This window comes from Cupriavidus sp. FW305-46, assembly GCF_058787075.1.
The window spans coordinates 37,733-61,556 of record NZ_JBYSZI010000037.1; the positions used below are offsets into that span (position 1 = coordinate 37,733).

The following is a 23,824-nucleotide window of genomic DNA, read 5'->3' on the forward strand; positions in this document are numbered from 1 at the left end:
CGCCTTACGGCCGCGCCAGCTCCTTTTCTCCCGGCTTCACATACATCGAATTCCTCGGCTGCGCCAGCACGCGCCGCACCATCGGCTCGAAGAACGACAGCGGCAGCGTGTCGTAGTCCGTCATGAAGGCGGCACCGTCGTACTTGCGGCAGAACTCCGCGGTGCGCTCGAACAGCTCGGGCTGGCTGCGGTATTGCTCGCGCAGGTTGCGGTCCAGGCCGAGGTGATGGAAGAAGTAGTAGCCCTGGAACACGCCGTGCTTTTCCACCATCCACAGGTTCTCTGGGCTGACGAATGGCTTGAGGATGGCGGCGGCAATGTCGGGATGATTGAAGCTGCCGAGCGTATCGCCGATATCGTGCAGCAGCGCGCAGACCACGTATTCCTCGTCCTGGCCGTCGCGGTGCGCCAGTGTCGCGGTCTGCAGCGAATGCGTGAGCCGGTCCACGGGGAAGCCGCCGCAATCGCCATCGAGCAGGCGCAGGTGCGCCAGCACGCGATCCGGCAGCGCCCGCGCGAATGGCATGAATTCGGCGGAGATGGCGGCCCAGTCCTCGCGGGTGCCGTGTTCCATATGGCTGAAGGTGGCGCGTGCAGGCGCGTGGGTGTCGCTCATGCGGGTCTCCTTTGGTGGCAGCGTGCGCGATGGCCGCGCATCGTCTCGCCGTGTTTTGCAGGCATTGTGGCATCCGCAGCGGCGCTACACTGTCAAAAAGCTAACAATGTGCCGGCATATTGCGGCGCACCACCAAGCATGCTGATCCGTCCTTTCCGCCCGGAAGACCAATCCTGCGTCATTGCCTTGTGGCAGGCCTGCGGCCTGACCCGTCCGTGGAACGACCCGCAGCGTGATATCGCGCGCAAGCTGACCGAGCAGCCTGAACTGTTCCTGGTCGGCGACATCGACGGCAAACCCGTCGCCACTGCCATGGTGGGGTTCGACGGGCATCGCGGCTGGGTCTACTATCTGGCGGTACAGCCCGGCCTGCAGGGCAAGGGCTACGGGCGCATGCTGATGGCGCATGCCGAGCAGTTGCTGATCGAGCGGGGCTGCCCCAAGATCAACTTGCTGGTACGCGCAGGCAACCGCGCCGTGATCGATTTCTACGACAAGCTGGGCTATGCGCCCGATGAAGTGGTCAGCCTGGGCAAACGACTGATTCCAGATATTTAGCGGGCACGCCGGACCGACCTCAAGGAGACGACATGACTTTCCACGGAAGCTGCCACTGCGGCGCCATTGCCTTCGAAGTGGAGGCCGACAGCATCCCCAGCGTGATCCGCTGCAACTGCTCGATCTGCCGCCGGCGCGGCCACCTGCTGTGGTTCGTGCCGCGCGCGACGTTCAAGCTGGAAACGCCGGAGAGCAATGCCTCCACCTACCGCTTCAACACCATGAAGATCGCGCACCGCTTCTGCCCGGTGTGCGGCTGCGGTCCGTATGCGGACGGGCAGGACAAGGACGGCAAGCCGATGGCCGCGGTCAATGTGCGCTGCCTGGACAATGTCGACCTGGACAGCCTGAAGGTCATCGACTACGACGGACTGCACCACTGAGGCCGCCATGTTCCGCATCCTGGGCATCGACCACCTGGTACTGCGCAGCGCAGACGTTGACGCGCTGCGGCGCTTCTATGTCGAGGTGCTCGGCTGCAGTGTTGAGCGCGAGCAAACCGAGCTGGGCCTGACGCAGCTGCGCGCGGGCAGCGGACTGATCGACCTGGTCGCGCTCGACGGCCCGCTCGGCCGCGCCGGCGGCGCCGGACCGGGAGCGCAGGGCCGCAACCTGGACCATTTCTGCCTGCGCATCGACCCGTTCGATGCCGACGCGGTGCGGGCGCACCTGGCGCGGCATGGCGTGGACGCCGGCGAGGTGGCGCAGCGCTTCGGCGCCGAAGGCAAGGGACCGTCGCTCTATGTGAGCGATCCGGACGGCAACGTGGTCGAGCTCAAGGGACCGCCTGTTCCGGTGACCGCACAGTAACGTGCGTGTCCCGCGCGCGGAGTGCGCGCGGGATCGCTACAATTTCCGACTGGCCCCACGCGCCGCCGTCCATGGCGACCACCCCGCTGGGCCCGCCATGACAACAATAGAAGCCAGCTCCGACGCGGACGCCGCCAGCACCGCCCCAGACGCCAGCCCGGCACGCACCGGACCCGCGCACCCCGCCACGCCGCCGCGCCGGCTGGTCTGGATCCTCGGCCTGACCGAGACCATCTCCTGGGGCACGCTGTTCTTCGCCTTCACCGTTTTCATCGACCCCATGAACCGCAGCCTGGGCTGGTCCAAGCCCTTCCTGGCGGGCGGCTATTCGCTGGGGCTGCTGGTGTGGGCGCTGTGCTCGTTCGCGGTGGGGCGGTTGCTGGACCGCGCGCCGGCGCGCAAGGTGATGGGCGCGGGCTCGGTGCTGGCCGGGCTGGGCCTGCTGCTGTGGGCATGGACGCCGTCGCAGCCGGTGTTCCTGCTGATGTGGGTGCCGATCGGGCTGGCCATGGCGACCACGCTGTACGAGCCCGCCTTCGTGGTACTGCGCCAGGCCTATGGCGACCAGTATCAGAAGCCGATCGTGGTGGTCACGCTGATGGCCGGCTTTGCCAGCACTATCTTCGTGCCGCTGGCGCAATGGCTGGTGATCCATCTGGGCTGGCGCCCGACGCTGATCGGCTTCGCCGCGCTCAACCTGCTGGTCTGCGCGCCGCTGCACGCGCGCATGCGCTACGCGCTGCATCCCACTTATTCCGGCATGACCCCCGCCGACGGCCAGGCCGGCAGCCGCGACATTGCCCGCGCCACGCTGCGTCAGCCGGTGTTCTGGGCGGTGGTGCTGGCCTTTACCGCGACCGCGGTGGTGGCCTCGCTGCTGGGGGCGCACCTGATCCCGATGCTGACCGAAAAGGGCATGCCGGTGGCGCAGCAACTGGTGGTGGCCGCGCTGATCGGCCCGGCCCAGGTGGCGGGCCGCATGCTGATGATGCGCGCGGGGGTGCGCCACCCGGTGCGGCTGTCGCTGCCGGTCTATGCGCTGATGGGCGCCGGGCTGCTGTGCTTTGCGCTGGGGCACGGCGCCTGGCTGATGGTGGCCGCGGTGCTGTACGGCTGCGCCAACGGCGTCAACACCATGCTGCGCGCGATGGCCATGCCGGAACTGATCTCGCGCCATCACTACGCCACGCTCAACGGCCTGATGATGACGCCGGTGCTGCTGATGCAGGCCGCCGCGCCGTGGCTGGGCGCGCTGCTGTGGCGTGCCGCCGGCGGCTACTGGCTGATGCTGTGGGTGATGGTGGCGCTGGCGCTGGGCGCGCTGCTGGCCTTCGGCTACGCGCTGCACCGGCGCGGGCTGCTGCGCGTGGATGCCGCCAGCCGGTAGCGCGGCGTTGTCATACCCGCCTCGCGCCGATGCGGGACAATGACGGCTTTTGCAGGGGCACCGCCGCCCCCCCTGCCGCACCCTCCCATGCCTGAGCCGCATTCCCCGACCGCTTCCGCGCCCTTGCCGGCCACGGTGTCGCGCGCCACGCGCGGCACCATGGCGCTGTTCTTCGTCAATGGCGCCACCTTTGCCACGTGGGGCGTGCATATTCCCACGATCAAGGCACGCTTCGGCCTGTCCGACGCGATGCTGTCTCTGGCGATGCTGGCCGTGGCCGGCGGCGCCATCCTGGCGATGGGCCCGGTCGGGCGCTGGGTGGCGCGCGCGGGCAGCGCGCGGGCGTCGATGACGGGCGGGCTGCTGTTTGCGCTGGCCACGGTGGCGATCCTGGCGATGCCATCGTTCTGGCTGCTGCTGCCCGCGCTGGTGGCGTTCGGCATGGCCAATGCCGCCTTCGATGTCGCCATGAACGCACAGGCGGCCACGGTCGAGGCCAGCCGCACGCGGCCCGTGATGTCGGCGCTGCACGGAATGTTCAGCCTGGGCGGCATGGCCGGCGCGGGTGCGGGCGGCCTGGTGCTGTCACTGGACGTGGCGCCGCTGGCACATGCGGCGATGATGGCGGGCGTGACCGCGGCGGTGGCGCTGGGTACGCTGCCCGGGCTGCTGGCGGACCATCCGGTGCTGCCATCGGCGGCCCACCATCGCGACCACGCGGTGCGCGCGCTGTGGCTGCTGGGCCTGCTGGCGTTCCTGGGCCTGGTCGGCGAAGGCGCGATGTACGACTGGACCAGCGTCTATATGCGCGACGTGGCGCAGGCGCCCGATGGCTGGATCAGCCTGGGCTACGCTGCGTTCTCGGGCGGGATGGCGTGCGGACGCTTCGGCGGCGACCGCCTGCGCGCGCGCCTGGGCGACGGCGCCACGCTGACTGGCAGTGCCTGGCTGGGCTTTGGCGGCATTGCGCTGGCGCTGCTGGTGCCGCTGCCGCTAGCCGCGCTGGCAGGCTTTACGCTGATGGGGCTGGGCGCGGCCAATATGGTGCCGATCTTCTTCGTTGCCGCGTCGCGGCTGCCGGGCGTGGCGCCGGCCGAAGCAATTTCGCGCGTGGCGCGCTTTGCCTACCTGGGGCTGCTGCTGGGGCCGGTGCTGATCGGCGGGGTCGCGCACCTGGCCAACCTGCGCATCGGGCTGGCGCTGGTGGCGCTGACCATGGGCTGGATCGCGCTCGCGGGCGCGCGCTCGGCACGGCGCTACCTGCCGGCGCGCGCCGGCACGCCGGCGGCACAGGCCCCGGCCGAACGGTAACGCGCGTCAGGCCGCCGCGCGCAGCGGTGCGCCGGCGCCCAGGCCCTCGAACACGAAGCTGTCCATGGCGAGCACGCCATAGGTCACCTCATCGGCAACCCGCGACACGCTGGCCGGCGCCGGCCCTGCGCCACTGGCAGCCTGGGGACCCAAGGCCGCGCCCAGCGCCACGAAGAACGGCAGCAGGTGCTCGTCGGTCGGGTGCGCGCGGCGCGCATACGGCGCCTGGGCGCGGTAGTCGGCAATGCGGCCGGTATCGCCGCTGGCCAGGGCCTCGTCGAGGGCATCCGCCATCCAGCCGCGGAAGGCTTCCACATATGGCTCGGCCTGCGCCCCATGCTGGTCGCGCCGGCCGCCGCCAAACACTTCCTGCAGGTTGTGCGTGAAGCTGCCGGAGGCCAGCACCAGCACGCCCTCGTCGCGCAGCGGCGCCAGCGCGCGGCCGATCTCGATCTGCGTTGCGGGCGACAAGTAGGGGTTCAGCGCCAGTTGCACCACCGGCACGTCGGCATCCGGGAAGAAGTGGCGCATCGGCATCCAGGCGCCGTGGTCCAGCGGGCGTTCTTCGTCCTGGCCGACAAACCCGGCACCGGGGACCGCTGCCGCCTCGACCAGGGCCTTGACCCGCCCGGCCAGCGCCGGCGAACCCGGGGCGTCGTAGCGCAGTGCGTACAGCTCGCGCGGGAAGCCGCCGAAATCGTGCCAGGCTTCCTGGCGCTCGCGGCTGGTGACAGCCAGCGTGCTGTAGATCCAGTGCGCCGAGATCACCAGCACCGCGCGCGGGCGCCGGGTGCGCAGTTGCCCGCCCAGCGCATCGAAGGCGGCGCCGGTGGGGCCGGGATCGATGGCGAGCATCGGGGAACCGTGGGAGATGTAGAGCGAGGGAAGCATGGCAGGACCACCTTCAAACTGTTTGTGTACCTGCATCCAGTTTGGCAAAGATCCGCGCTGGGCACGGGCGCCATTTGCGGACACGTCGTGCAAAAAAGTTGAACGGCCGGGCCCAGCGTGGCGTGGCGCACACAGCGCCTCGGTCACCGGCAACGCAGCCAGGGGCGATCGGCCTATGATGCAACCGTGAGCCCCCGGCGGTGTCATCCGGCGGGGCTCCTGCAACGCCTTGATGCCACCGGCACGCCCCGCGCGCCATGTGTGGCCGGAGACTTCGGTGGTACCGCGCATCCCGCGCCGCCCCGGGCGGCACCCTCCCTTCCTGGCCCACTGGTGGCAACCGGGCGTCTACGGCAGCGTGCCCGCCGTCGCCCTGTGGATCCTGGCGCGCCTGCCGGCCGGCTTGCTGGCATCCCTGGCCGGCACGCCCGCTGCGGCAACCTGGCTGAACCATGCCGGCGACACCGTGTTCGTGACCGGCTGGGCCGCCAGTGCGCTGCTGCTGTGGCTCACGCGCCGCCGGCCGGCGCCCACCCATCCAGCCATGCCGGCTACGCCGCCCTCCCCGCCCTCCGGACCGTCGACCCGCCGCCATCCGGCCGCCTGACCGGCGCCGCGCCGATTTAAGGCGGCAGCAGTCCGATCTGAAAGATTTCGCGCGACGCTCCCTCACTATCCTGCGTCGCTAGAATGCGCGGGAGATTGCCGCACGGCAGCGCGCTGCGGCACTGACTGCACAGAGATTGTCCATGTCCGCACGCCAGCGACACCGACGGTTCCACCCCGCGCCTAGCCGCCGCTCGCGGCCCCTTTGGCGGACGGCCCTGGCCGCCATGGGCGCGGCGGCGCTGCTGGCCGCCGGCGCGGCACATGCCCAGGGCGCGCCCGGACTGCGCCTGGCCGGGGCCAATGTGCAGCGGCACGCCAACGCGGTGCTGTCGCTGATGGCGTACTCGGTGGTGCCGGACCTTACCTCCAGCTCGCTGTCGATCAACAACACCAGCACCGACGATCCCGGCATCGTCATGTCGCAGCTGGGCGGCGGCTTCACCATCAGCAAGTCGTTCCCGCTCTACCTGGAAGGCGCCATCGCCTACAGCCGCTACGATCCCACCTTCGTTGCCACCAATGGCGCCGAATCCCGCGCCATCCCGACCCGCTGGAACACCTTTTCCGGCACCATCGGCGTGGGCTGGGACTTTCCGCTGACGGCCAACAAGGAACTGGTGTTCCGGCCGATCTTCAACGCCTCGCTGGGCAATGTCTCCAGCGACCTGTCAATCGGCAAGTTCGCGGTCGAGCAGGTCACCGATCGCCAGCTCAACTTCCTCGACGGCGGCAGCCTGAATGCCTACGGGCTGGGCGGCTCGGTGATGCTGGACTGGGAGCACTACCGCGAGAACTACGAGATCGACGTGGAACTGCGCTACACCAATATCCACCTGCAGAGCTTCGGCGGTACGTCCAGCGCGGTCACGGGCACGGCCACGGCGCAGACCGCCAACCTGTGGGCGCGCTGGCGGGCGCCAACCGGGATGCATGCGTTCGACCGGCCGGTACGATACGTGCTTGAGCTATCACATTCACACTACCTTGGCAGCCAGGCCGGTATCCTCGGCTTCAACTACCTGACCACGCTCGGCACCGGGCTGGAACTGGACACCAGCGCGCACGAGGTCTTTGTCACGCGGATCCGGGCGGTGCTGCGCTATGTGTTCGGCAACAACGTGTCGGGCGTCTCGCTGGGGCTGGCGGTCAGCTTCTGAGCGCGTTCACGGCGGTTCAGGGGCGGATGGAAAATTAAGGAATCGCTTAATATCACGGTTTCCCCGCCTTTCCGACGCTTCATGACCGCGACTACCGCCCCCATCCCCGACATTTCAGCCGCCACCCGACGAAAGGCGATCATCGCCGCGACCATCGGCAACGGCCTGGAATGGTTCGACTTCACCGTCTACAGCTTCTTTGCCGTCATCATCGCCAAGCTGTTCTTCCCGACCGGCGATGACCTGACCTCGTTCCTGCTGACCGTCGCCACCTTCGGTGTGGGCTTCTTCATGCGCCCGGTCGGCGCCATCGTGCTGGGCGTCTACGCCGACCGCGTGGGCCGCAAGGCGGCGCTGACGCTGACCATCTTGCTGATGGCGCTGGGCACGGCCATCATCGGGCTGGCCCCGACCTACGACCAGATCGGCCTGTGGGCACCGGCGCTGATCGTGTTGGCGCGCCTGATCCAGGGCTTCTCCGCCGGCGGCGAGGTGGGAGGCGCCACCGCCTTCCTGATCGAGCACGCGCCCGACGCCGAGCGCGGCGCCTACGCCAGCTGGCAGCAGGCCAGCCAGGGCATCTCCTTCATGCTGGGCGCGGCCATGGGCGCGCTGGTCACCAATGGCCTGTCGCCCGAGCAGATCGATGCCTGGGGCTGGCGCATCCCGTTCCTGTTCGGCCTGCTGATCGGCCCGGTCGGCATGTATATCCGCTCGCACCTGGACGAGCCGCCCGAGTTCGAGGCGCGTCAGGCCGCGCGCAAGGCCGCCAAGGTCAAGTTCTCGCCGCTCACGCAGGTGCTGCGCGACCACCCGCGCGAAGTGCTGGCCGGCCTGGGCGTGACCATCCTGTGGACGGTGTGCACCTACGTGCTGGTGTTCTATATGCCGTCGTACGCCAAGCAGCAGCTGGGCCTGCCGCTGGGCGCGACCTTCAAGTCGACCGCGCTGTGCGGCGCCATCATCCTGGTGCTGTGCCCGCTGATGGGCATGCTGTCGGACCGCATGGGCCGCAAGCGCATGCTGGGCATCGTGGCGCTGCTGATCGGCGTGCTGGCTTATCCGCTGTTCCACTGGCTCAATGTGTCGCCGAGCACGCAGACGCTGCTGCAGGTGCAGATCGTGCTGGGCATCCTGCTGGCGGCCTTCACCGGCCCGGCCCCGGCGGTGCTGGCCGAGCAGTTCCCGACCGAGGTGCGCTCCACCGGGCTGTCGCTGGCCTACAACTTCGCCGTGACCATCTTCGGCGGCTTTGCGCCGCTAATCGTGACCTGGCTGATCGAGTCGACGCAGAACAAGCTGGCGCCGGCTTACTACGTGATCGCCGCTGCCGTGGTGAGTTTTATCGCGCTGGTGTTCATGCACGACCGCACGGGCAAGAAGCTGGCCTGAGCCGTCCGCGCCAGTTCCAGGCAAGAAAGCCAGCCGCGAGGCTGGCTTTTTTGTTGCGCGCGGGCAGCCCGTCTAGCCGGCTTCGTCCTCGTCCCGGTGGATATTGATCACATGCCGAGCCTCGAAGCACAGCGGCATGCCCGGGTTCATCTCGTCGGTGCAATACGGCTGGTTATCAAGCTCGCCGGTATAAAGGCTGCCCTCGCGCCCGGTGACGATGACCCACATCCGCTCCACGTGAACCTCTTCGCTGCCCGTCTCGTCCGCGACCAGGATGCGGAAGATCAGCTTGACCAGCTGGCCGGGTGCGAGTTCATCACGCTCCTCGCGCGGCGGCATCCAGAAGGTCTCGGGATGGGCGGCGGCGATGGGCTCGGCGTCGTCGAGCTCCCATCCGTCTTCGTCCAGGGTTGTCAATCGCATGTCCATTTTCAGCCTTCCGCAATCTCTCAGGTGCGGGCATGATCGCAGCAAATGCGCCGGTCGGCGAGAGCCTGGCCGGCGTGCGGGACTTTCAACAGGGAACAGGTACCCATGACAAGCAAGAAGGAAGCAGCGGTGCGCTGCGGCTGGTGCGGCACGCTGGAGGACTATTGCCACTACCACGACACCGAGTGGGGCTTTCCGGTCGCCGACGACCGCCGGCTGTTCGAGAAGCTGTGCCTGGAAGGCTTCCAGTCCGGCCTGAGCTGGCTGACCATCCTGCGCAAGCGCGAGGCCTTCCGCAAGGCGTTTGCCAATTTCGACATCGAAAAGGTGGCGCGCTTCAGCGAGCGCGATATTGCGCGCCTGCTCGGCGACGCCGGCATCGTGCGCCACCGCGGCAAGATCGAGGCGGCCATCAACAATGCGCAGCGGGCCCGCGAACTGCTGGAGACGGAATCGTCGCTGGCCGCCTACTTCTGGCGCTTCGAGCCCGATCCGTCCAGCCGGCCCAGGGTGCTGACACCCGAGGTGCTGCGCACCATGGCGACTTCGCCGGAATCCACGGCGCTGTCAAAGGACCTGAAGAAGCGCGGCTGGCGCTTTGTCGGTCCCACCACCATGTACGCGCTGATGCAGGCGATGGGGCTGGTCAATGACCACCAGGAAGGCTGCACGACCCGGGCCGAGGTGCTGGCTGCACGCAAGGTGTTCAAGGTGCCGCGCTAGCGTTGCGTGGACGTATACCCGGCGCGCGCCAGGTATACGCCGGCGCACCAGCGCCATGGCCCGCGTAAACGTCAGGCCAATGCGAACGGCGCAACGGTCCTGTCTATGTCTTTAATATTGTTTACGTATGTAAACATAGTAGTAGTAGGTAAACCAGGCATCAGGCCGTGGATAAGTCACCTTTCTCCTTTCGGCTCAGGGACTTGCAGCAAAGATAACCACCGCGGGATAACCCTGATTCGCCGGGATAGCGTGGCAGTCACGTATACGTCAGCAGTGCGGGCGCCGCAGTTATCCGTATACGTCCCACAAGGCACCCCCAGGCGGGGCACAGCTTGTCCGGCCGGTTATCCCCAGCAACCGGCAAAGATGTCCACAGGCCGGGCTCAGGCAGCGCTGGCCTGGCTGCTCATGTATACGGGATCGACGTGCGTCATCACGTTGAGCACGTGATGGTGCTCCAGGGTGCGGCGCCGGGCTTCGACCGCGATCGCATGCCCCTGCGCCACCGTCAGCGCGGCATCGATCTCCAGGTGCACGTCAACCAGCACCTGGTCGCCCATCTTGCGGGTGCGCAGGTCGTGCAGGCCCAGCACGCCGGGCGTGCCCAGCATGGTCGCGCGGATCGCCGCGACGGTTTCCTCGTCGGCCGCGCGGTCCATCAGGTCGTTGAGCGCATCCCAGCCGAAACGCAGGCCCATGCGCGCAACCATCAGCCCGACCACGATGGCCGCCACCGGGTCGAGCATGTGGTAGCCCAGCAGGTTGCCGCCAATACCCAGCGCCACCACCAGCGACGAGGCCGCATCCGAGCGCGCATGCCAGGCATTGGCCACCAGCATGCCCGAGCGCACGCGCCGCGCCACCGCGAGCATGTAGCGGAACAGCAGTTCCTTGGACACCAGCGCGACCAGTGCCACCCACAAGGCCACTGGCTGCACCGGCTGCAGGCTGGCCGGGTGCTGCAATTTGTCCACCGCCGCCCACAGCATGCCTGCCCCCACCGCCAGCAGCAGCGCGCCGAGTGCCAGCGACGCCGCGGTCTCGAAGCGCAGGTGGCCGTACTGGTGGTGGGCGTCCGGATCCTTGCGGCTCTGCCAGGCGGCCAGCAGCACCACGAAGTCGGACAGCAGGTCCGAGAGGGAATGCGCGGCGTCGGCGATCAGCGCCTGCGAGCCAGAGATGACACCGGCCACCGCCTGCGCGGCGGTCAGGCCGATATTGACGGCCACGCTGACCAGCGTGCTGCGCCGGCCAGCCCGGTGGCGCGCGTCGGCCTCGGCCGGGCTGGCGGCGGTGGCGTCGTCCGGAAGGCCGGCGGATGCCGGCCGCAGAGGGTTGTGTTCCGATTCCATCGGGTGACTATAGCCCAACATCCGCGACAGGCGGACCGGGCCACGGCGGCGCTGCCGTGCCGATTTCGTAACAGCGCTGGCGAAGTTCTGGTGTCGCCTTTACCGTTACACAGGACGGGAACACCCGGACACTGCAAGGAGGACCCAACGATGGCGATTCGGTCACTTGCCTCGCACAGCACATCCCAGCTGCGCCGCCTGGTCGGACAGATGCAGGCGGAAGTCGATGCATTAGAGAACCTTTCCACCCCAGACGCCGACGCGCAAAGCCGCCTTGGCTATGCCATCGGCCGCCTGCGCGACGGCATCGAGGCGGTCGAGGACGCGCTGCAGTCGCTGCGCGCGCTGCAACAGGTACGGCCCTCGGCGATGAAGGCCCGCCGGCCGACCCGGGTGGCCTAGCCTACCCGCGCCTGCACGCTGGCGCGACCCACACGGCCGGGCAAATCGCTCGCGCTCCTTGTTGTCCCCACGGGCCGGCTTACGCCGCCGGGCAATAGCGCAGCGCCTGCGACATGGCCGCGCACGCGGCCGGCACCGGGCCGATGACGGGAATCGGAAAGCGCTGGCCCAGCGCCCGGGCGGCCTCGCCCAGCGGGCCGCCGCCGATGATCACGGCTTGCGCGCCGTCGGCTCGGATGCAGGTATCGACCGCGCCCGCCAGCAGGTCTTCCTGCTGCTGCGGCGCGCCGCCCAGCGCGCGCGGATCGCCCTCGGTGAAGCGCGTGCCCGTGAACAGCTCGTCCAACCCCTGCCGGCGCACGCTGGCGCTGATCGACGCCGCCAGCCGCGGCGTGGTGGTGGCGATGCCGAAGCGCCGCCACCCGGCCGCGGCCGCGTGCATCGAGGCTTCGCCGATACCCACCACCGGCACTGACAGCTGCGCGCGCAGGGCCTCGATGCCGGGGTCGCCGAAGGCGCCGACGATCACGCCGTCGGCACCGCCGGCCAGGCGCAGCATGTCTGCAGCGCAGATCGCCTCGGCGGCCACGGCAAGATCGTCTTCGTCGATGATCATCGGCGCGCCGCGCGTGACCGTCGCGCCGACCACGGCCGGCGGCGCGGGCATGGCCTGCGCGAACCAGGCGCGCGCGATCTCGACCATCATCTGCGTGGTGGCGCTCGACGTATTCGGGTTGATCAGCAGGATGTGGCTCATGGATGCCTCTTGAGATTCAGGAATGCCAGCGCAGGGACATCGCCAGCGGGTGGCTCGATTTCCTGTTGGCTTGCATGGGATCGAACAAGGCCCCGGCGGGCGTAGGTTGGCGGCGGCACAAGGCGCGTACGCCTGTGCCGAGGTGTCAACGATAGCGTATGGCGGCTGCCAGCGCGAGATGGCGGACAGCGCGGGCGGCAGAAGCACAAAAGCCCCGGAAAGCGTTGGCTTTCCGGGGCTTTTGCGCGGGATATCTGGTGGACCGAAGGAGGATCGAACTCCCGACCTCTGCATTGCGAACGCAGCGCTCTCCCAGCTGAGCTATCGGCCCGTGGCGGTTGATTGTAGCGTAATACGGCAGCGCCCTTCAATCCTCTGCGCGGCGCGTGACGGGGCCGCACAACATCAGGCGGCCATGCCCGGATTGCCGTCCATGCCGCGCACGCGCGGCAGGTTCAGCGGGCGGGCGCTGACTTCCCTGGTGCTGCGCAGCCACTGCGCCATCACGTCCCAGATCGGCGCGCCGCCGGCCTGGCGCGCCTCTTCGGCCACCGGGGCCCAGCCCGCCACCTTGTAGGTCTTGCCGGCTTCCAGCGGCTTGCCGGCCAGGCGCATGTCGCTGATGCGCTTGCCCATGCCGGCGGTCGGATCGATGGTGTATTGCAGCCCGCCCACGCGCACCATGTCGCCGCCCTGCTGGTAGTACGGGTCGGGATTGAACAGGTTGTCGGCCACGTCTTCCAGGATGGTCTTGATGGTCTCGCCGCTCATCTGCGTCACCGTGGTGTACGGGTAGGTGATGGCGGTCTGGTCCATCAGGTGTTCCATGGTGATGGCCTCGCCCGGCAGCAGCGTGGTGCCCCAGCGGAAGCCCGGCGAGAACGCGATCTGCGCGCCCTGGGCCTGCATCAGGCCGTCCAGGATCAGCTGGTCGAAGGTGCCGTTGAAATTGCCGCGGCGGTACAGCAGGCCGCGGTTGACGGCCAGCACTTCGCCCAGCTTCTGCTCATAGGGCGCGCGGACTTTCCTGATGAGCGCGTCCATGGCCGGGTCGGCCGGCAGGTAGTTGGCGAACACCGGCAGCAGCCGGTAGCGAAAGTCCGCGACCTTGCCGCCCTTCACGTCAAAGTCCAGCACGCCGAGGAACTTGCCGTTGGAGCCGGCATTGGTCACCAGCGTGGTGCCGCCGGCATTCTTCACCGGCACCGGCGCGGGCATGCCGTCATGGGTATGGCCGCCCAGGATGGCGTCGAGCCCGCGCACGCGCGAGGCCAGCTTCAGGTCCACGTCCATGCCGTTGTGGGACAGCAGCACCACCGCCTGCGCGCCCTTGCCGCGCGCTGCGTCGATGACCTGCTGCAGATTCTCTTCCTGGATGCCGAAGGTCCAGTCCGGCACGAAGTAGCGCGGGTTGGCGATGGGCGTGTACGGGAACGCCTGGCCGATGATGGCCACCGGCACGCCGTTGATCTCGCGGATCACGTACGGATCGAACACCGGATCGCCGAAATCGTTGGTCTTGATGTTCTGCGCCAGGAAGGCGACCTTGCCCTTGAAGTCCTTGTCGACGATCTCCTTGACGCGGTCCGCGCCCAGGGTCATCTCCCAGTGCGGCGTCATCACGTCCACGCCCAGCGCCAGCGCGGCATCGACCATGTCCTGGCCCTTGGTCCACAGCGCGGTGGCCGAGCCTTGCCAGGTATCGCCGCCATCGAGCAGCAGGGCGCCCGGCCGGCCTGCCTTCAGCCGTTTCACCAGCGTGGCCAGGTGCGCAAACCCGCCGACCTTGCCATAGCGGCGCGCGGCCTCGTTGAAATCCAGGTAGGTGAACGCATGCGCCTGCGGCGTGCCGGGGCGGATGCCGTACTGGCGCAGCAGCGCGTCGCCGACCAGGTGCGGCGGCTTGCCGGCATAGTCGCCGATACCGAGGTTGACGTTGGGCTCACGGAAATACACCGGCCGCAGCTGCGCATGGCAGTCGGTGAAATGCAGCAGGTGGACGTTGCCGAAGCGCGGCAGGTCGTACATGGCCTCGGCGGCCTGCGCGGCGTGCGCGTCTTGATGGGGGAACGTCATGCCGCCGGCGCCGGCAATGGCCAGCACCTGCAGGAACTCGCGTCGGTTCATGTCTCTTCCTGGAATTGACGGTGGCGGTCGGCCCTGGCGCGGGCGTCCGCCATCGCAAAACTATGGCCGCGCGTACCGCTCCAGCGCCGCCACGTCGTCTTCAAGCATTTCGCCCACTTCCTTCTGCACCACGCGGCCGCGCGCGTCGATCACGTACAGCTCCGGCAGTCCCTTGCGCTTGCCGAACACGGCCTGCAGCGCGGGCGAATCCGTCGTCGCCGGGAAGGTGTAGCCGCGCTTCTTCATGTAGTCGGCAGCCTCGCGCGGATCCTTGTCGATGCTGATGGTCAGCACCTGCAGCGGCGTGCCGCGCGTGCGTTCATAAAGCTTCTGCAGGCGCGGGTTCTGCATCGCGCAGAACGGGCACCACGAGGCCCAGTATTCGACCACCAGCGGCTTGCCGGCCAGCGCGCCAGCGCTGAGGGTGCGCCCGTCGAGCGTGCGCACGTCGGACAGGCGCACGGTGTCGCCGACCTCCAGCGCTGCCGCGCCGGCTGCGGCGCCGGCCAGGCTGAAGGCCAGCAGCCAGCGCAGCAGCACGGCAGGCGCGCGCATCGGCCTTACTGGTTGACCGGCGAGGCCGGGTCGAGCAGCAGCGCCATCACGTCGCGGATCTGGGCCTCGGTCAGGATGCCCTTGTGGCCGAAGCGCGGCATGTTGGAGCAGGCGGCGTAGGCGCTGGAGTCCCAGATCTTGCCCCAGGTGTACTTGATGACTTCCTGCGAGTTGCCGCGCAGCTTGCCGTACTGGTACAGCGACGGGCCGATATTGCCGAACGAGATCTCGGCCTTGGTCATCTGGTGGCAGGCGTAGCAATTGCCGCCGTTGGTGCCGCCGACCTGGTCGGTGAACTGCATGCCGCGGCCGTTCTGGGCGACCTTTTCGCCTTCCTTCCAGTCGCCCAGCCATTTGTCTTCGGCGGGGTATTTCACCTGCTTGAGCTCGGCGGCTTCGATCTTCTTGGCAAGCTTTGCCGGCACCTTGGTGCGGTCCGGGTACTGGCTGCAGGCCTGCTGCATGCCGTCCTGGTTGAGCACGCCCTCGACCGTGACCGGGCCGCGTGACGAGAACGAGTCCTCGATCAGGTGCTTCATGTCGGCACCGCTGACGGCGGCGGGCTTGCCCTTGGGCGTGCGGGCCCTGGTGCTGTCCTGCGCGTGGGCGCCGCCTGCCAGCAGGGTGGCCAGGGCCGCGATGGCCAGTGCCTGGTGTTGTCGTTGCATGTTGTCTCTCCCGTACTGGTCAGCGCTTCATCGCCGGGCCGTCGTAGGTCCCGCCGTTGGCGTTCTTCGCCAGGAACATGGTCAGCGCGGTGATCACGTCCGAGCCATAGGCGGGTTCGGGAAAGCGCTGCTGGCGCAGGCAGTCGTACAGGCGGTGCTGCATGGTGCGGACCTCGCCCTGCGAGACGCGGTAGGCGGGCCAGGTGGTGTAGGCCGCCTGCGCGCCCTTGTCGGTCAGCAGGTTGGGCAGGTCCTGCAGCCGGATGCGCTGGCCGTCCACCGCATGGCAGGTGGCGCAGGCAAAGTCATAGGCGCCGCCGCGGTAGAAGAACATCTTCTCGCCCAGCGCATAGGTGCGCTTTTCTTCGGGATGGCTGAGCTGCACGTTCATCTTCACACCGCGCGACTCGCCGGTCAGGTAGGCCACCAGGCGCTCGATCTCGGACGGCTTGCCCGACGACGAGAACGGGTTCTTCGTTGCCTCCTCCCTGGTCAGCCCCTGCAGCGTCATGCGGCAGTAGGCGAGCCGCTGCTCCAGGTCCATCACCTTGCTGGCGTCCTTGAAGTAGCGCGGCAGCTCGGCGTAGGCGCCCTTGGTCACGCCCGGGCCCTTGCCCAGGTCGCATTGTTCCAGCGAGGCGTTCTTCGGGCCGGCCGGCTTCTTCCACAGTTCTTCGCCGGCGGCTTCCCACAACTCGGCGGGATTGCCTTCGGCCAGCATCTGGCGGTACTTGGCGATTTCGTCGGCGGTGCTGCCCTGCGCATGCACGGCGGCAGCAGAGGCCACCGCAGCGGTGGCCGCCGCGGCCAGCGCGGCGCGCCGGGCCAGGCTTCGGATGGTGTTCATGGGGCTTCTCCTCGCGGCCTCGCACCGTGGCGGGCCGTTCTCTCTCTCTTGTTGCCGGAAGCTACGCCGCCCGGCTCAGGGCTTGATATAGGCGTAGCCTTCTTCGGCCTGCAGGCGCGCAATCTCGACCACGCCGGCCGGTACCACCTTGGCTTCCATCAACAGGCTCGATTCCGCAATCTTGCGTGCGGTCAGCGTGTTGCGGCACACGCGGAACTCCACCCCGGCCGAGGCCAGCGCGCCCACCGGGCCGTCAAAGGTGTTGCCGCGCGCATCCTTGGCGCCTTCGACCAGGAAATCGATGCCGTAGCCGAACGCCACTACCACGATCTTCGTTCCCGGCGCGCCGTTCAGGTGGTTGCGCAGGTTGCCCATCGCGCGCACCGCCTGGTCGATGCCTTCCGACAGCTGGTACACCACCTTGATGCGCCCGCCCTTGCCCGCAGCCGGCGCGGCCTGGGCCGCGGCTTTTGCCGACAGGCCGATGGCGGCCAGCGCCGCCGATGCTCGAATAAATGCTCGCCGCATGTTGTTCCTTCCCGCCGGGCCAGTCCCGGCATCCGTCCCGAACCTTAGCAGAGGACGGCGTGGCCTGCCGGCCGCGGGAACGGCTGTCAGGCGATGGTCGCTTCGTCGGTGCGCTTGTCGCCCTTGTTGTCGATCCAGGTCACTGCGACCTTGTCGCCCTTGGCGCCGCCCTTGAACTTGAAGTTCAGGAACGGGTCCTTCGACACCGCCGGGCCGAACTGGGCGCGGAACACTTCCTTGCCCTTGCACTGGGCGGTCACGGTCTGGATATGCCAGGCCGGCACGACCTTGCCGGACGCATCCTTGCGCTGGCCGGTTTCCATGTCGTGCTTCATCAGAATCTTGACGTCAACCACGCCGCCGTTTTCGGTGGCGCGTACGCGCATCGGGTCTGCCATGTGTTTCTCCTGTTGCAGTTTGGGAATCTCGATCCGGGGCGCGGCGTCAGCCGCCGCAGCCGCCCAGCGTGACCTTGATTTCCTTCGATGCCACGTACCACTTGCCGCCGGCCTTGACCGCGGCATGCACGACCGAGGTCTGGCCCATCTTCACGCGCGTGGAGACGAACGGCTCGGTGCCGGCCGGGATGATGAAGTCGGCGGCCAGCGTGTTGGGGTTCTTTTCCACCAGGATCGCGATCTGCTCGGTATCCGGGATGGTGCTGGTCACGGCCACCGGCACCACGGCGCCGTTCTCGGCGATATCGGGGGCGGTGAAGGTGATGGCGGTGCTTTTCTCGGTGCCGCTGCCGCCGAGCGCCTTGATCACGTCGGCAACGCTCTTGCCGTCAAAGGCGTTCTTGTTCCACTCGGCCGCCTGCGCCTCGCTGATCAGGCCGGTGGCGGCCATCAGCGACAGGACAGCGGTAACCCGCAGCACTTCTCGTCGTTTGGAATTCATGTTTCTGCTCTCCGGCTACTCCGTTCCAGTCGGTAAATGACCGCTTCGGGGATTCTTCTTCATGCGGCCGGTACATGGCCGGCCGCTGGTCTGTCCTGGCCGCGCGGCATTCACCGCCCGGCCTGGTGCATCGGCGGACTGCCCGCCTGGTCGGTAAGGCTTACTTGGCGGGGGCGCCAGCCAGCACCCACTCGACCACGGTCTTCAGGTCGGCGTCGCTGAGCGACGCGTTGGCGGGCATCGGCACCGGGCCCCAGACGCCCGAGCCACCGCTCTTGACCTTCTTGGTCAGCGTCGCCAGGGCGTTCTTGTCGCCCTTGTACTTGGCGGCCACTTCCTTGTAGGAAGGACCGACCAGCTTCTTGTCGACCTGGTGGCAACCCATGCAGGCGTTCTTGTTGGCGATCTCCTGTGCCTTGGCGGCATCGACCGCGTGGGCCGATGCGGCGGCGCCGAGCATCAGCGCTGCGATGACAAACTGCTTCATTGTTAAGCTCTCCAAGCTCTGTAAAGCCGTGGGGACGGCAAAGGCCGCTGGGCCGTACTGCAATGGCTTCGCGGCACACACTGGCCGCCGCCCGGGGGCACTGCGGTGGCCAGTCCGCTATTTTGCCTCAAGAATCCAGCCCACCATGGCCTGCACGTCGGAATCCGGGATCTGCGGCTGCGCCGGCATCGGCACGCTGCCCCATGCGCCCTGTCCGCCCGCCTTGACCTTGCGCGCCAGCGCGCCGTGCGCGTCCTGGCCCTGGTACTTGCCGGCGATGTCGGCAAAGGACGGCCCAACCAGCTTGCGGTCCATCGCATGGCAGGCCATGCACTGGTACTGGCTGGTGAGCCGCGCGCCCGGCGCGGCCGGCTCCGAAGGAGCTGATGCAGCACTTTTCGATATGGTATTGCCCGCGGCCACGCCGCGCACCGGGCCGAAGCTCCGCTGCTGCTGCGCCAGTTCGCCATGGGCATCGCGGGCATAGTCCGGTATCGACGAGGTAATCGCCACCTTGCCCGCGCAATCCTTCATGCAGGCCGTATTGCGCGTGTCCGGGCGGCCGCGCCCCGGCCACAGGCCGTGGCCGGTGGTCATGCCGTCGCGGTTGGGCATGCGCCGCTGGACCTCGGCGATATTGGCGTCGGACAGCGTGAAGTCGGCCGGGACGATCTCGCCCAGGTGCAGCATATAGGCGGTGACCGCGTAGACGTCGCCCACGCTCAGGCTCTTGGGGGCGTTCCACGGCATGGCGCGGTGGATGTAGTCCCACAGCGTGCTGACGGTGCTGACCTTCATCAGCGTGGTGCGGTACGGCTGGTTGCCGGTCATGCCGGCCACGCGGCCGCGCTTGATGTCTTCGGCGGTGGTGCCGCCGACCAGCGGCGTGAACACCTCGTTGGATTCGCCGAAGTCGCCGTGGCACGACGCGCACTTGCCGTCCCAGACCTTCTGCCCCTGCGCCACCGTGCCGCTGCCCCTGGGCAGGCCCTGGAAGTCCGGGCGCACGTCGATGTCCCACGCGGCGACTTCGGCGGGCGTGGCGGTGCGGCCAAGCGCCGCACGCGCGTCGGCCGTGCCCGCCCATGCCGGGGCGGCGCTGACGGCTGCCAGCACCAGGGCGGCGGCGGTCCTGAGTTCAGCCCACATGGACATTGGACACCTCGCCGCCTGCCGCCACCTGCCAGCTCTGGATGGCGTTGTTGTGGTAGATCGAGCGCGTGCCGCGCACCGCGCGCAGCTGCCCCAGCTTCGGCTGCACATAGCCGGTGTCGTCGATGGCGCGGCTTTGCAGGATGGCGGGGCCGCCGTCCCAGACCCAGTCCAGGTTGAAGCGCGTCAGGCACTTGGACAGCACCGGCGCCTCCAGCCGCGCGCTGCGCCAGTTGCGCCCGCCGTCGGTCGAGACATCGACACGCCTGATGCGCCCGCGCCCCGACCACGCCAGCCCGCTGATGTTGTAGAAGCCCTTGCCCACCAGCTGCTGTCCGCCCGAAGGCGTGGTGATGACCGACTTGCACTCCTGGATCGAGGTGTACTGGCGCAGCTTGCCGTCCGGCATCATGTCCACGTAGTGAATGGTCTCGTCCTTGGCATTCCAGGGCTGGTCGCCCAGTTCCAACCGGCGCAGCCACTTGACCCACGACACCCCCTGCACGCCTGGCACCACCAGCCGCAGCGGATAGCCGTTCTCGGGGCGCAGCATCTCGCCGTTCATGCCCCAGGCGACGATGATCTCGTCGGCCAGCTCCATCGGGATGGTGCGCGTCATCGACGAGCCATCGCCGCCTTCGGCCAGCAGGTAGCGGCCGCGGCGCAGGTCGGCGCCGGCATCGTCCAGCAGCACCCGCAGCGGCACGCCGGTGAACTCGCAGCACGACAGCATGCCATGGGTGTACTGCACCGTGGGCACGGCCACGTTGCCCCATTCCATGCCGGTGTTGGCGCCGCATTCGATGAAATGCATGCGCGACACCGCCGGCAGGCGCATCAGGTCGTCCATGGTGTAGACGCGCGGCGTGCGCACCAGGCCGTTGAGCATCAGGCGGTGGCGGGCCGGGTCGAGATCGTGCCAGCCCTGGTGGTGGCGCTCGAAATGCAGGCCGTTGGGGGTGATGATGCCGAAGAAGCCCTGCAGCGGCGCGAAGGCCACCGAAGCAGCGGAGACGCGCGTCAGGCCCGGCGATTCGCGCCGCACCAGGTTTTTCTCATGCACGGAGGGCTGCCCGTACGGGCGTGCCGCCACCGGTTGGCCGAGCGAGGTGGCCCAGGGCTGCGGCTGCAGGATGGCGGGATCGCCGTCGGCTGCCAGTGCCTGACGGCCTGCCGTGGCGGCGGCAATCCCCGCGGCCGCGCCCAGGAAGCTCTTGCGCAGGAAGTCGCGCCGCGGCGCGTCCAGGCCGTGCCGGCCGATGTCCTGCTGCAGCGATGCGCTGACGAAGTGCTCGGGCGCGGGCACGATGCGCCCGGGCCGGTTCCGTTCCTGCAAATCGGTCTCCTCCGGCGCGCTCGCCACGGTCCCATGGACCGGTCGGCGTGCCTGTTATCGGGCCGCTGCAGCGGGTGCGGCAGCGATCCGTTTACCGGAAGAGCTGAGCTAGCCTGCGGTGCGCCGCCTGCGCGCCGGGGCTTCGGGTGCCGGCTGTGCCATGAAGCGGTCGACCACGCCGGAGGGCAAGGCGCTGTCCTCCAGCCGGCTCGCCACCTGCACGCAGACCGTGCGGCACAGCTCGATCACGCTTTCGTCCGCAATGGCGTAGAACACCAGGTTCGCCTCCTTGCGGCGCGACAGCACGCCCGAGCGGTACATCGCGTTGAGATGCCGCGACACATTGGTCTGCGACGAACCCACCGTCTCGACCACCGTGCTGACCGGCTTCTCGCCATCGCACAAGGCGTGCAGGATCTTCAGCCGCGTCGGCTCCGCCAACAGGCTGAAGTAGCCCGATACCTTTTCGAATACGCGATCCAGCTCTTCCATGGCATCCAATATATTCGTATATGCGTGAATGCGCATATAGTGTTTACCCACTGATGCAGCACAGCATAAGCGCGGCGGGAGAATCAGCGGCGCGCCAGCGCCCTGCCCGCCCACAGGCGCTGGCCGAACACATTGAGCAGCAGCCCGGCCATCACCACTGCCGCGCCCGCCCACTGCGCGCCGGAAAGGTCCTCGCCCAGCAGCACATGCGCCGACACCAGCCCCACCACCGGCACCAGCAGCGTCAGCGGCGCCACCTGGCTGGCCGGGTAGCGCGTCAGCAGCCGGCCCCACATGGTGTAGCCGAACACCGTCGCCGCAAAGGCCAGGTAAGCCACGGCGAACACGGCCATGCCCGACACATGGGTGACGCTCTGCACGATGCGCGCCGGGCCCTCGACCCACAGCGACAGCAGCGCGAACGGCACGATCGGGATCAGCGCGCCCCAGATCACCAGCCCCAGCAGGTCGACCGGGCCGATCTTCTTGCTGACGATATTGCCGCTGGCCCAGCAGAACGCCGCGCACAGCGTCAGCACGAAGCCCGCCACGCTCATGCCGCCGGCGCTGCCGGCACCGGCCCCGATCAGGGCCAGCCCGCCCGCCGCCACCGCCATGCCCGCGATGTTGTGCCAGCGCACCGGCTCGCCCAGCCACAGCGCAGCAATGGCCAGCGTGAAGAAGGCCTGCGACTGCAGCACCAGCGAGGCCAGGCCGGCCGGCATGCCGACCGCCATGGCGTAGAACAGGAAAGCGAACTGGCCCAGGCTGATGGTGACGCCGTAGGCCAGCAGCAGCCGCCACGGCACGCGCGGGCGCGGCACGAAGAAGATCGCCGGGAACGCCACCAGCAGAAAGCGCAGCGCACCCAGCAGCATCGGCGGCATGTCCGCCAGGCCAACCTTGATGACGACGAAGTTGACGCCCCAGACGCAGACGATGGCGAGGGCGAGTAGACGGTCTCTGGCTTGCATGAGGAGGCTGGGGGCGCGGCCCGGCGCAGTGCCGGACAAAACCCGTAGGGTAGCAGCCCCCGGCCTTCGGGGCATGGCCCGCCCTGCACCTACCCCAGCATCTCCGCCCAGATGCCCTTGGCCCATGCCAGTGCGTAGTCGCCTTCGAGCTGGTTCGGCGCCTCCGACAGCCCGCCCGATCCCGGCACCGTGACCATGGTCTTCTGCGCCGCGTCATAGCGATGCACGCTGGCCACGTGCACCGCCTCGCGGTCGGAGGTGAAGCTGTAGCAGGTGTTGTTGTAGAGCGGCTGCGGATCGGGTGTCCGGCCCGACAGCAGTGCGACCATGGCCGCGGCCGCGACCTTGCCATGCTGGTTGGCCATATGGCCCGACTTGGGCATCAGCGGCGCGATCTGGATGGCATCGCCGATCACGTGGATATTGGCCGTGGCGCGCGACTCGAAGGTGACGAAGTCCACCTCGCACCACTTGCCATTGGCCGTGGCCAGCCCCGCCGACACCGCGATCGCACCGGCGCGCTGGGGTGGCAGCACGTTGAGCACGTCGGCACGCTCGTCGTCCTGCACCTCGAACTTGAGCGTGCGCGTGGCGGGGTCCACATCCACCGCGTTGAACTGCGGCCGGTATTCCACCATGCCCGGGTACTGCGACGCCCACACCTTGCGGAACAGCCCGGCCTTGGAGGTGATGTCGGGGTTGGCGTCCAGGATCAGCACCTTGCTGCGCGGCTTGTGCTGCCTGAAGTAGTACGCCACCTGGCAGGCGCGCTCGTAGGGTCCCGGCGGGCAGCGGTACGGCGCCAGCGGGACGCTGATGGCATAGGTGCCGCCGTCCGGCATGGCCTCCAGCTGGCGGCGCAGCGCCACGGTCTGCGGGCCCGCCTTCCAGGCGTGCAGGACCTGGTCGCCGCCGGGCTGCTTCAGCCCGGGCAGCGCATCGCTCATCATTTCGACGCCGGGCGACAGCAGCAGGCGGTCGTAGGGCAGCGTGGCACCGCCTGCGAGGCGCACGGTCCGTTTGGCCGGGTCGATGGCCACGGCGGTATCGCGCACCAGGCGCACGCCGTGGCGGCGCACCAGCGCGTCGTACGGCAAGGTCAGGTCCGCCAGCTGCCGGCTGCCGCCGAGCACCAGGTTCGACAGCGGGCAGGAGATAAAGGCCGGATTGGGTTCGACCAGCGTGACCTCGATCGCTTGCCCGCTCCACTCGCGCAGGTAGCGCGCGGCGGTGGCGCCGCCGTAGCCGCCACCCACCACCACCACCCTGGCCGGCGCCGCGGCGCGTGCCGCCCGGACCCCGACCGAACCCAGTACTGCGGCGCCCGCAGCGCCCAGGAAGCTTCGTCTTTGCATGGTAGT

Annotated in this window: 28 protein-coding genes and 1 tRNA gene; 10 read left to right on the forward strand and 19 right to left on the reverse strand. The window is 68.5% G+C overall.

Going from position 1 to position 23,824, the window contains the following annotated elements:
- Nucleotides 1–4: 4 nt before the first annotated feature.
- Complete coding sequence (locus AC3WON_RS18665) at nt 5–616, reverse strand: HD domain-containing protein (RefSeq protein ID WP_492319995.1); 612 nt, start codon at nt 614–616, stop codon at nt 5–7.
- Nucleotides 617–754: 138 nt separating this feature from the next.
- On the opposite strand from AC3WON_RS18665, the gene AC3WON_RS18670 reads away from it, so the two are divergent.
- From AC3WON_RS18670 to AC3WON_RS18690, 5 genes are all read left to right on the forward strand, one after another.
- Nucleotides 755–1,174 carry a GNAT family acetyltransferase gene (locus tag AC3WON_RS18670; protein WP_492319996.1) on the forward strand — a complete coding sequence of 140 codons (420 nt, stop codon included), beginning with the start codon at nt 755–757 and terminating at the stop codon, nt 1,172–1,174.
- Nucleotides 1,175–1,206: 32 nt separating this feature from the next.
- Nucleotides 1,207–1,557, forward strand: coding sequence for a GFA family protein (locus AC3WON_RS18675; protein WP_013958300.1), 351 nt, complete (start codon nt 1,207–1,209; stop codon nt 1,555–1,557).
- A gap of 7 nt (nt 1,558–1,564) precedes the next feature.
- Nucleotides 1,565–1,984 (forward strand): VOC family protein, encoded by a 420-nt coding sequence (locus AC3WON_RS18680; protein WP_492319997.1) that lies wholly within the window; start codon nt 1,565–1,567, stop codon nt 1,982–1,984.
- A gap of 97 nt (nt 1,985–2,081) precedes the next feature.
- The gene (locus AC3WON_RS18685; protein WP_492352467.1) at nt 2,082–3,371 is read left to right on the forward strand and encodes an MFS transporter; all 1,290 of its coding nucleotides are present in this window, start codon (nt 2,082–2,084) and stop codon (nt 3,369–3,371) included.
- Nucleotides 3,372–3,458: 87 nt separating this feature from the next.
- Nucleotides 3,459–4,682: an MFS transporter gene (locus tag AC3WON_RS18690; RefSeq protein ID WP_492319999.1), complete on the forward strand. Its 1,224-nt coding sequence runs from the start codon at nt 3,459–3,461 to the stop codon at nt 4,680–4,682.
- 6 nt (nt 4,683–4,688) lie between these two features.
- Here the strand turns inward: AC3WON_RS18690 and AC3WON_RS18695 are convergent, their stop codons facing one another.
- On the reverse strand, nt 4,689–5,573 hold the full coding sequence (locus AC3WON_RS18695; protein WP_492352468.1) for a DODA-type extradiol aromatic ring-opening family dioxygenase: 885 nt from the start codon (nt 5,571–5,573) through the stop codon (nt 4,689–4,691).
- Between the two features lie 232 nt (nt 5,574–5,805).
- On the opposite strand from AC3WON_RS18695, the gene AC3WON_RS18700 reads away from it, so the two are divergent.
- The 3 genes from AC3WON_RS18700 to AC3WON_RS18710 all read left to right on the forward strand — a co-directional run bounded on the left by AC3WON_RS18700 (nt 5,806) and on the right by AC3WON_RS18710 (nt 8,731).
- A complete protein-coding gene (locus AC3WON_RS18700) occupies nt 5,806–6,180 on the forward strand; it encodes a hypothetical protein (RefSeq protein WP_492320001.1) in 375 nt (124 codons plus the stop codon).
- 226 nt (nt 6,181–6,406) lie between these two features.
- Nucleotides 6,407–7,339 carry a hypothetical protein gene (locus AC3WON_RS18705; RefSeq protein ID WP_492352469.1) on the forward strand — a complete coding sequence of 311 codons (933 nt, stop codon included), beginning with the start codon at nt 6,407–6,409 and terminating at the stop codon, nt 7,337–7,339.
- A gap of 81 nt (nt 7,340–7,420) precedes the next feature.
- Nucleotides 7,421–8,731 (forward strand): MFS transporter, encoded by a 1,311-nt coding sequence (locus AC3WON_RS18710; RefSeq protein WP_013958307.1) that lies wholly within the window; start codon nt 7,421–7,423, stop codon nt 8,729–8,731.
- 72 nt (nt 8,732–8,803) lie between these two features.
- Here AC3WON_RS18710 and AC3WON_RS18715 read toward each other — a convergent pair whose 3' ends face one another.
- Nucleotides 8,804–9,160, reverse strand: coding sequence for a DUF2314 domain-containing protein (locus tag AC3WON_RS18715; protein WP_492320004.1), 357 nt, complete (start codon nt 9,158–9,160; stop codon nt 8,804–8,806).
- Between the two features lie 105 nt (nt 9,161–9,265).
- Between AC3WON_RS18715 and AC3WON_RS18720 the strand changes: the two genes are divergently transcribed.
- Nucleotides 9,266–9,883: a DNA-3-methyladenine glycosylase I gene (locus AC3WON_RS18720; RefSeq protein WP_492320005.1), complete on the forward strand. Its 618-nt coding sequence runs from the start codon at nt 9,266–9,268 to the stop codon at nt 9,881–9,883.
- A gap of 386 nt (nt 9,884–10,269) precedes the next feature.
- On the opposite strand, the gene AC3WON_RS18725 is transcribed toward AC3WON_RS18720, so the two are convergent.
- Nucleotides 10,270–11,238 carry a cation diffusion facilitator family transporter gene (locus AC3WON_RS18725; protein WP_492352470.1) on the reverse strand — a complete coding sequence of 323 codons (969 nt, stop codon included), beginning with the start codon at nt 11,236–11,238 and terminating at the stop codon, nt 10,270–10,272.
- Between the two features lie 150 nt (nt 11,239–11,388).
- Between AC3WON_RS18725 and AC3WON_RS18730 the strand changes: the two genes are divergently transcribed.
- Nucleotides 11,389–11,640 carry a hypothetical protein gene (locus AC3WON_RS18730; RefSeq protein ID WP_010813430.1) on the forward strand — a complete coding sequence of 84 codons (252 nt, stop codon included), beginning with the start codon at nt 11,389–11,391 and terminating at the stop codon, nt 11,638–11,640.
- Nucleotides 11,641–11,719: 79 nt separating this feature from the next.
- On the opposite strand, the gene AC3WON_RS18735 is transcribed toward AC3WON_RS18730, so the two are convergent.
- The 15 genes from AC3WON_RS18735 to AC3WON_RS18805 form a co-directional block, all read right to left on the reverse strand.
- The gene (locus AC3WON_RS18735; protein ID WP_492352471.1) at nt 11,720–12,397 is read right to left on the reverse strand and encodes an aspartate/glutamate racemase family protein; all 678 of its coding nucleotides are present in this window, start codon (nt 12,395–12,397) and stop codon (nt 11,720–11,722) included.
- A gap of 255 nt (nt 12,398–12,652) precedes the next feature.
- Nucleotides 12,653–12,728, reverse strand: a tRNA-Ala gene (locus AC3WON_RS18740).
- A gap of 74 nt (nt 12,729–12,802) precedes the next feature.
- Nucleotides 12,803–14,524 (reverse strand): thiosulfohydrolase SoxB, encoded by a 1,722-nt coding sequence (gene soxB / locus AC3WON_RS18745; protein ID WP_492320020.1) that lies wholly within the window; start codon nt 14,522–14,524, stop codon nt 12,803–12,805.
- A gap of 60 nt (nt 14,525–14,584) precedes the next feature.
- A complete protein-coding gene (locus tag AC3WON_RS18750; protein WP_492320021.1) occupies nt 14,585–15,079 on the reverse strand; it encodes a TlpA family protein disulfide reductase in 495 nt (164 codons plus the stop codon).
- A gap of 5 nt (nt 15,080–15,084) precedes the next feature.
- Entirely contained in the window at nt 15,085–15,747 is a 663-nt protein-coding gene (gene soxX / locus AC3WON_RS18755; protein ID WP_492352472.1) for a sulfur oxidation c-type cytochrome SoxX, read from the reverse strand.
- Between the two features lie 19 nt (nt 15,748–15,766).
- Nucleotides 15,767–16,594 (reverse strand): sulfur oxidation c-type cytochrome SoxA, encoded by an 828-nt coding sequence (gene soxA, locus AC3WON_RS18760; protein WP_492352473.1) that lies wholly within the window; start codon nt 16,592–16,594, stop codon nt 15,767–15,769.
- Between the two features lie 75 nt (nt 16,595–16,669).
- Nucleotides 16,670–17,122 carry a DsrE family protein gene (locus AC3WON_RS18765; protein ID WP_010812116.1) on the reverse strand — a complete coding sequence of 151 codons (453 nt, stop codon included), beginning with the start codon at nt 17,120–17,122 and terminating at the stop codon, nt 16,670–16,672.
- Between the two features lie 86 nt (nt 17,123–17,208).
- Complete coding sequence (gene soxZ, locus AC3WON_RS18770; RefSeq protein WP_018006135.1) at nt 17,209–17,520, reverse strand: thiosulfate oxidation carrier complex protein SoxZ; 312 nt, start codon at nt 17,518–17,520, stop codon at nt 17,209–17,211.
- 46 nt (nt 17,521–17,566) lie between these two features.
- Nucleotides 17,567–18,022: a thiosulfate oxidation carrier protein SoxY gene (gene soxY, locus AC3WON_RS18775; RefSeq protein WP_010812118.1), complete on the reverse strand. Its 456-nt coding sequence runs from the start codon at nt 18,020–18,022 to the stop codon at nt 17,567–17,569.
- A 160-nt stretch (nt 18,023–18,182) separates the two neighbouring features.
- Nucleotides 18,183–18,509: a c-type cytochrome gene (locus tag AC3WON_RS18780; protein ID WP_492352474.1), complete on the reverse strand. Its 327-nt coding sequence runs from the start codon at nt 18,507–18,509 to the stop codon at nt 18,183–18,185.
- Between the two features lie 117 nt (nt 18,510–18,626).
- Nucleotides 18,627–19,664 (reverse strand): c-type cytochrome, encoded by a 1,038-nt coding sequence (locus AC3WON_RS18785; RefSeq protein ID WP_492352475.1) that lies wholly within the window; start codon nt 19,662–19,664, stop codon nt 18,627–18,629.
- Nucleotides 19,648–20,997: a sulfite dehydrogenase gene (gene soxC, locus AC3WON_RS18790; protein ID WP_492320027.1), complete on the reverse strand. Its 1,350-nt coding sequence runs from the start codon at nt 20,995–20,997 to the stop codon at nt 19,648–19,650. The genes AC3WON_RS18785 and soxC overlap by 17 nt, the downstream gene beginning before the upstream one ends.
- 108 nt (nt 20,998–21,105) lie before the next feature.
- A complete protein-coding gene (locus tag AC3WON_RS18795) occupies nt 21,106–21,525 on the reverse strand; it encodes an ArsR/SmtB family transcription factor (RefSeq protein WP_011616199.1) in 420 nt (139 codons plus the stop codon).
- 47 nt (nt 21,526–21,572) lie between these two features.
- Nucleotides 21,573–22,463 (reverse strand): O-acetylserine/cysteine exporter, encoded by an 891-nt coding sequence (locus AC3WON_RS18800; protein WP_010812123.1) that lies wholly within the window; start codon nt 22,461–22,463, stop codon nt 21,573–21,575.
- 89 nt (nt 22,464–22,552) lie between these two features.
- Nucleotides 22,553–23,818, reverse strand: a complete 1,266-nt coding sequence (locus tag AC3WON_RS18805; protein WP_492352476.1) for an FCSD flavin-binding domain-containing protein — start codon at nt 23,816–23,818, stop codon at nt 22,553–22,555.
- Nucleotides 23,819–23,824: the final 6 nt, after the last annotated feature.

What these genes read in the sequence shown, in the direction of transcription:
- AC3WON_RS18705 (WP_492352469.1), top strand. Translation starts at nt 6,407, where the DNA reads ATGGGCGCGGCGGCGCTGCTGGCCGCCGGCGCGGCACATGCCCAGGGC.
- AC3WON_RS18720 (WP_492320005.1), top strand. Translation starts at nt 9,266, where the DNA reads ATGACAAGCAAGAAGGAAGCAGCGGTGCGCTGCGGCTGGTGCGGCACG.
- AC3WON_RS18710 (WP_013958307.1), top strand. Translation starts at nt 7,421, where the DNA reads ATGACCGCGACTACCGCCCCCATCCCCGACATTTCAGCCGCCACCCGA.
- soxZ (WP_018006135.1), bottom strand. Translation starts at nt 17,520, where the DNA reads ATGGCAGACCCGATGCGCGTACGCGCCACCGAAAACGGCGGCGTGGTT.
- AC3WON_RS18685 (WP_492352467.1), top strand. Translation starts at nt 2,082, where the DNA reads ATGACAACAATAGAAGCCAGCTCCGACGCGGACGCCGCCAGCACCGCC.
- AC3WON_RS18785 (WP_492352475.1), bottom strand. Translation starts at nt 19,664, where the DNA reads ATGTCCATGTGGGCTGAACTCAGGACCGCCGCCGCCCTGGTGCTGGCA.
- AC3WON_RS18750 (WP_492320021.1), bottom strand. Translation starts at nt 15,079, where the DNA reads ATGCGCGCGCCTGCCGTGCTGCTGCGCTGGCTGCTGGCCTTCAGCCTG.
- AC3WON_RS18680 (WP_492319997.1), top strand. Translation starts at nt 1,565, where the DNA reads ATGTTCCGCATCCTGGGCATCGACCACCTGGTACTGCGCAGCGCAGAC.
- AC3WON_RS18715 (WP_492320004.1), bottom strand. Translation starts at nt 9,160, where the DNA reads ATGGACATGCGATTGACAACCCTGGACGAAGACGGATGGGAGCTCGAC.
- AC3WON_RS18735 (WP_492352471.1), bottom strand. Translation starts at nt 12,397, where the DNA reads ATGAGCCACATCCTGCTGATCAACCCGAATACGTCGAGCGCCACCACG.
- soxB (WP_492320020.1), bottom strand. Translation starts at nt 14,524, where the DNA reads ATGAACCGACGCGAGTTCCTGCAGGTGCTGGCCATTGCCGGCGCCGGC.
- AC3WON_RS18795 (WP_011616199.1), bottom strand. Translation starts at nt 21,525, where the DNA reads ATGCGCATTCACGCATATACGAATATATTGGATGCCATGGAAGAGCTG.
- soxX (WP_492352472.1), bottom strand. Translation starts at nt 15,747, where the DNA reads ATGCAACGACAACACCAGGCACTGGCCATCGCGGCCCTGGCCACCCTG.
- AC3WON_RS18665 (WP_492319995.1), bottom strand. Translation starts at nt 616, where the DNA reads ATGAGCGACACCCACGCGCCTGCACGCGCCACCTTCAGCCATATGGAA.
- AC3WON_RS18730 (WP_010813430.1), top strand. Translation starts at nt 11,389, where the DNA reads ATGGCGATTCGGTCACTTGCCTCGCACAGCACATCCCAGCTGCGCCGC.
- AC3WON_RS18700 (WP_492320001.1), top strand. Translation starts at nt 5,806, where the DNA reads ATGCCACCGGCACGCCCCGCGCGCCATGTGTGGCCGGAGACTTCGGTG.
- AC3WON_RS18695 (WP_492352468.1), bottom strand. Translation starts at nt 5,573, where the DNA reads ATGCTTCCCTCGCTCTACATCTCCCACGGTTCCCCGATGCTCGCCATC.
- AC3WON_RS18765 (WP_010812116.1), bottom strand. Translation starts at nt 17,122, where the DNA reads ATGCGGCGAGCATTTATTCGAGCATCGGCGGCGCTGGCCGCCATCGGC.
- soxY (WP_010812118.1), bottom strand. Translation starts at nt 18,022, where the DNA reads ATGAATTCCAAACGACGAGAAGTGCTGCGGGTTACCGCTGTCCTGTCG.
- AC3WON_RS18675 (WP_013958300.1), top strand. Translation starts at nt 1,207, where the DNA reads ATGACTTTCCACGGAAGCTGCCACTGCGGCGCCATTGCCTTCGAAGTG.
- AC3WON_RS18800 (WP_010812123.1), bottom strand. Translation starts at nt 22,463, where the DNA reads ATGCAAGCCAGAGACCGTCTACTCGCCCTCGCCATCGTCTGCGTCTGG.
- AC3WON_RS18670 (WP_492319996.1), top strand. Translation starts at nt 755, where the DNA reads ATGCTGATCCGTCCTTTCCGCCCGGAAGACCAATCCTGCGTCATTGCC.
- AC3WON_RS18805 (WP_492352476.1), bottom strand. Translation starts at nt 23,818, where the DNA reads ATGCAAAGACGAAGCTTCCTGGGCGCTGCGGGCGCCGCAGTACTGGGT.
- AC3WON_RS18780 (WP_492352474.1), bottom strand. Translation starts at nt 18,509, where the DNA reads ATGAAGCAGTTTGTCATCGCAGCGCTGATGCTCGGCGCCGCCGCATCG.
- AC3WON_RS18690 (WP_492319999.1), top strand. Translation starts at nt 3,459, where the DNA reads ATGCCTGAGCCGCATTCCCCGACCGCTTCCGCGCCCTTGCCGGCCACG.
- soxA (WP_492352473.1), bottom strand. Translation starts at nt 16,594, where the DNA reads ATGAACACCATCCGAAGCCTGGCCCGGCGCGCCGCGCTGGCCGCGGCG.
- AC3WON_RS18725 (WP_492352470.1), bottom strand. Translation starts at nt 11,238, where the DNA reads ATGGAATCGGAACACAACCCTCTGCGGCCGGCATCCGCCGGCCTTCCG.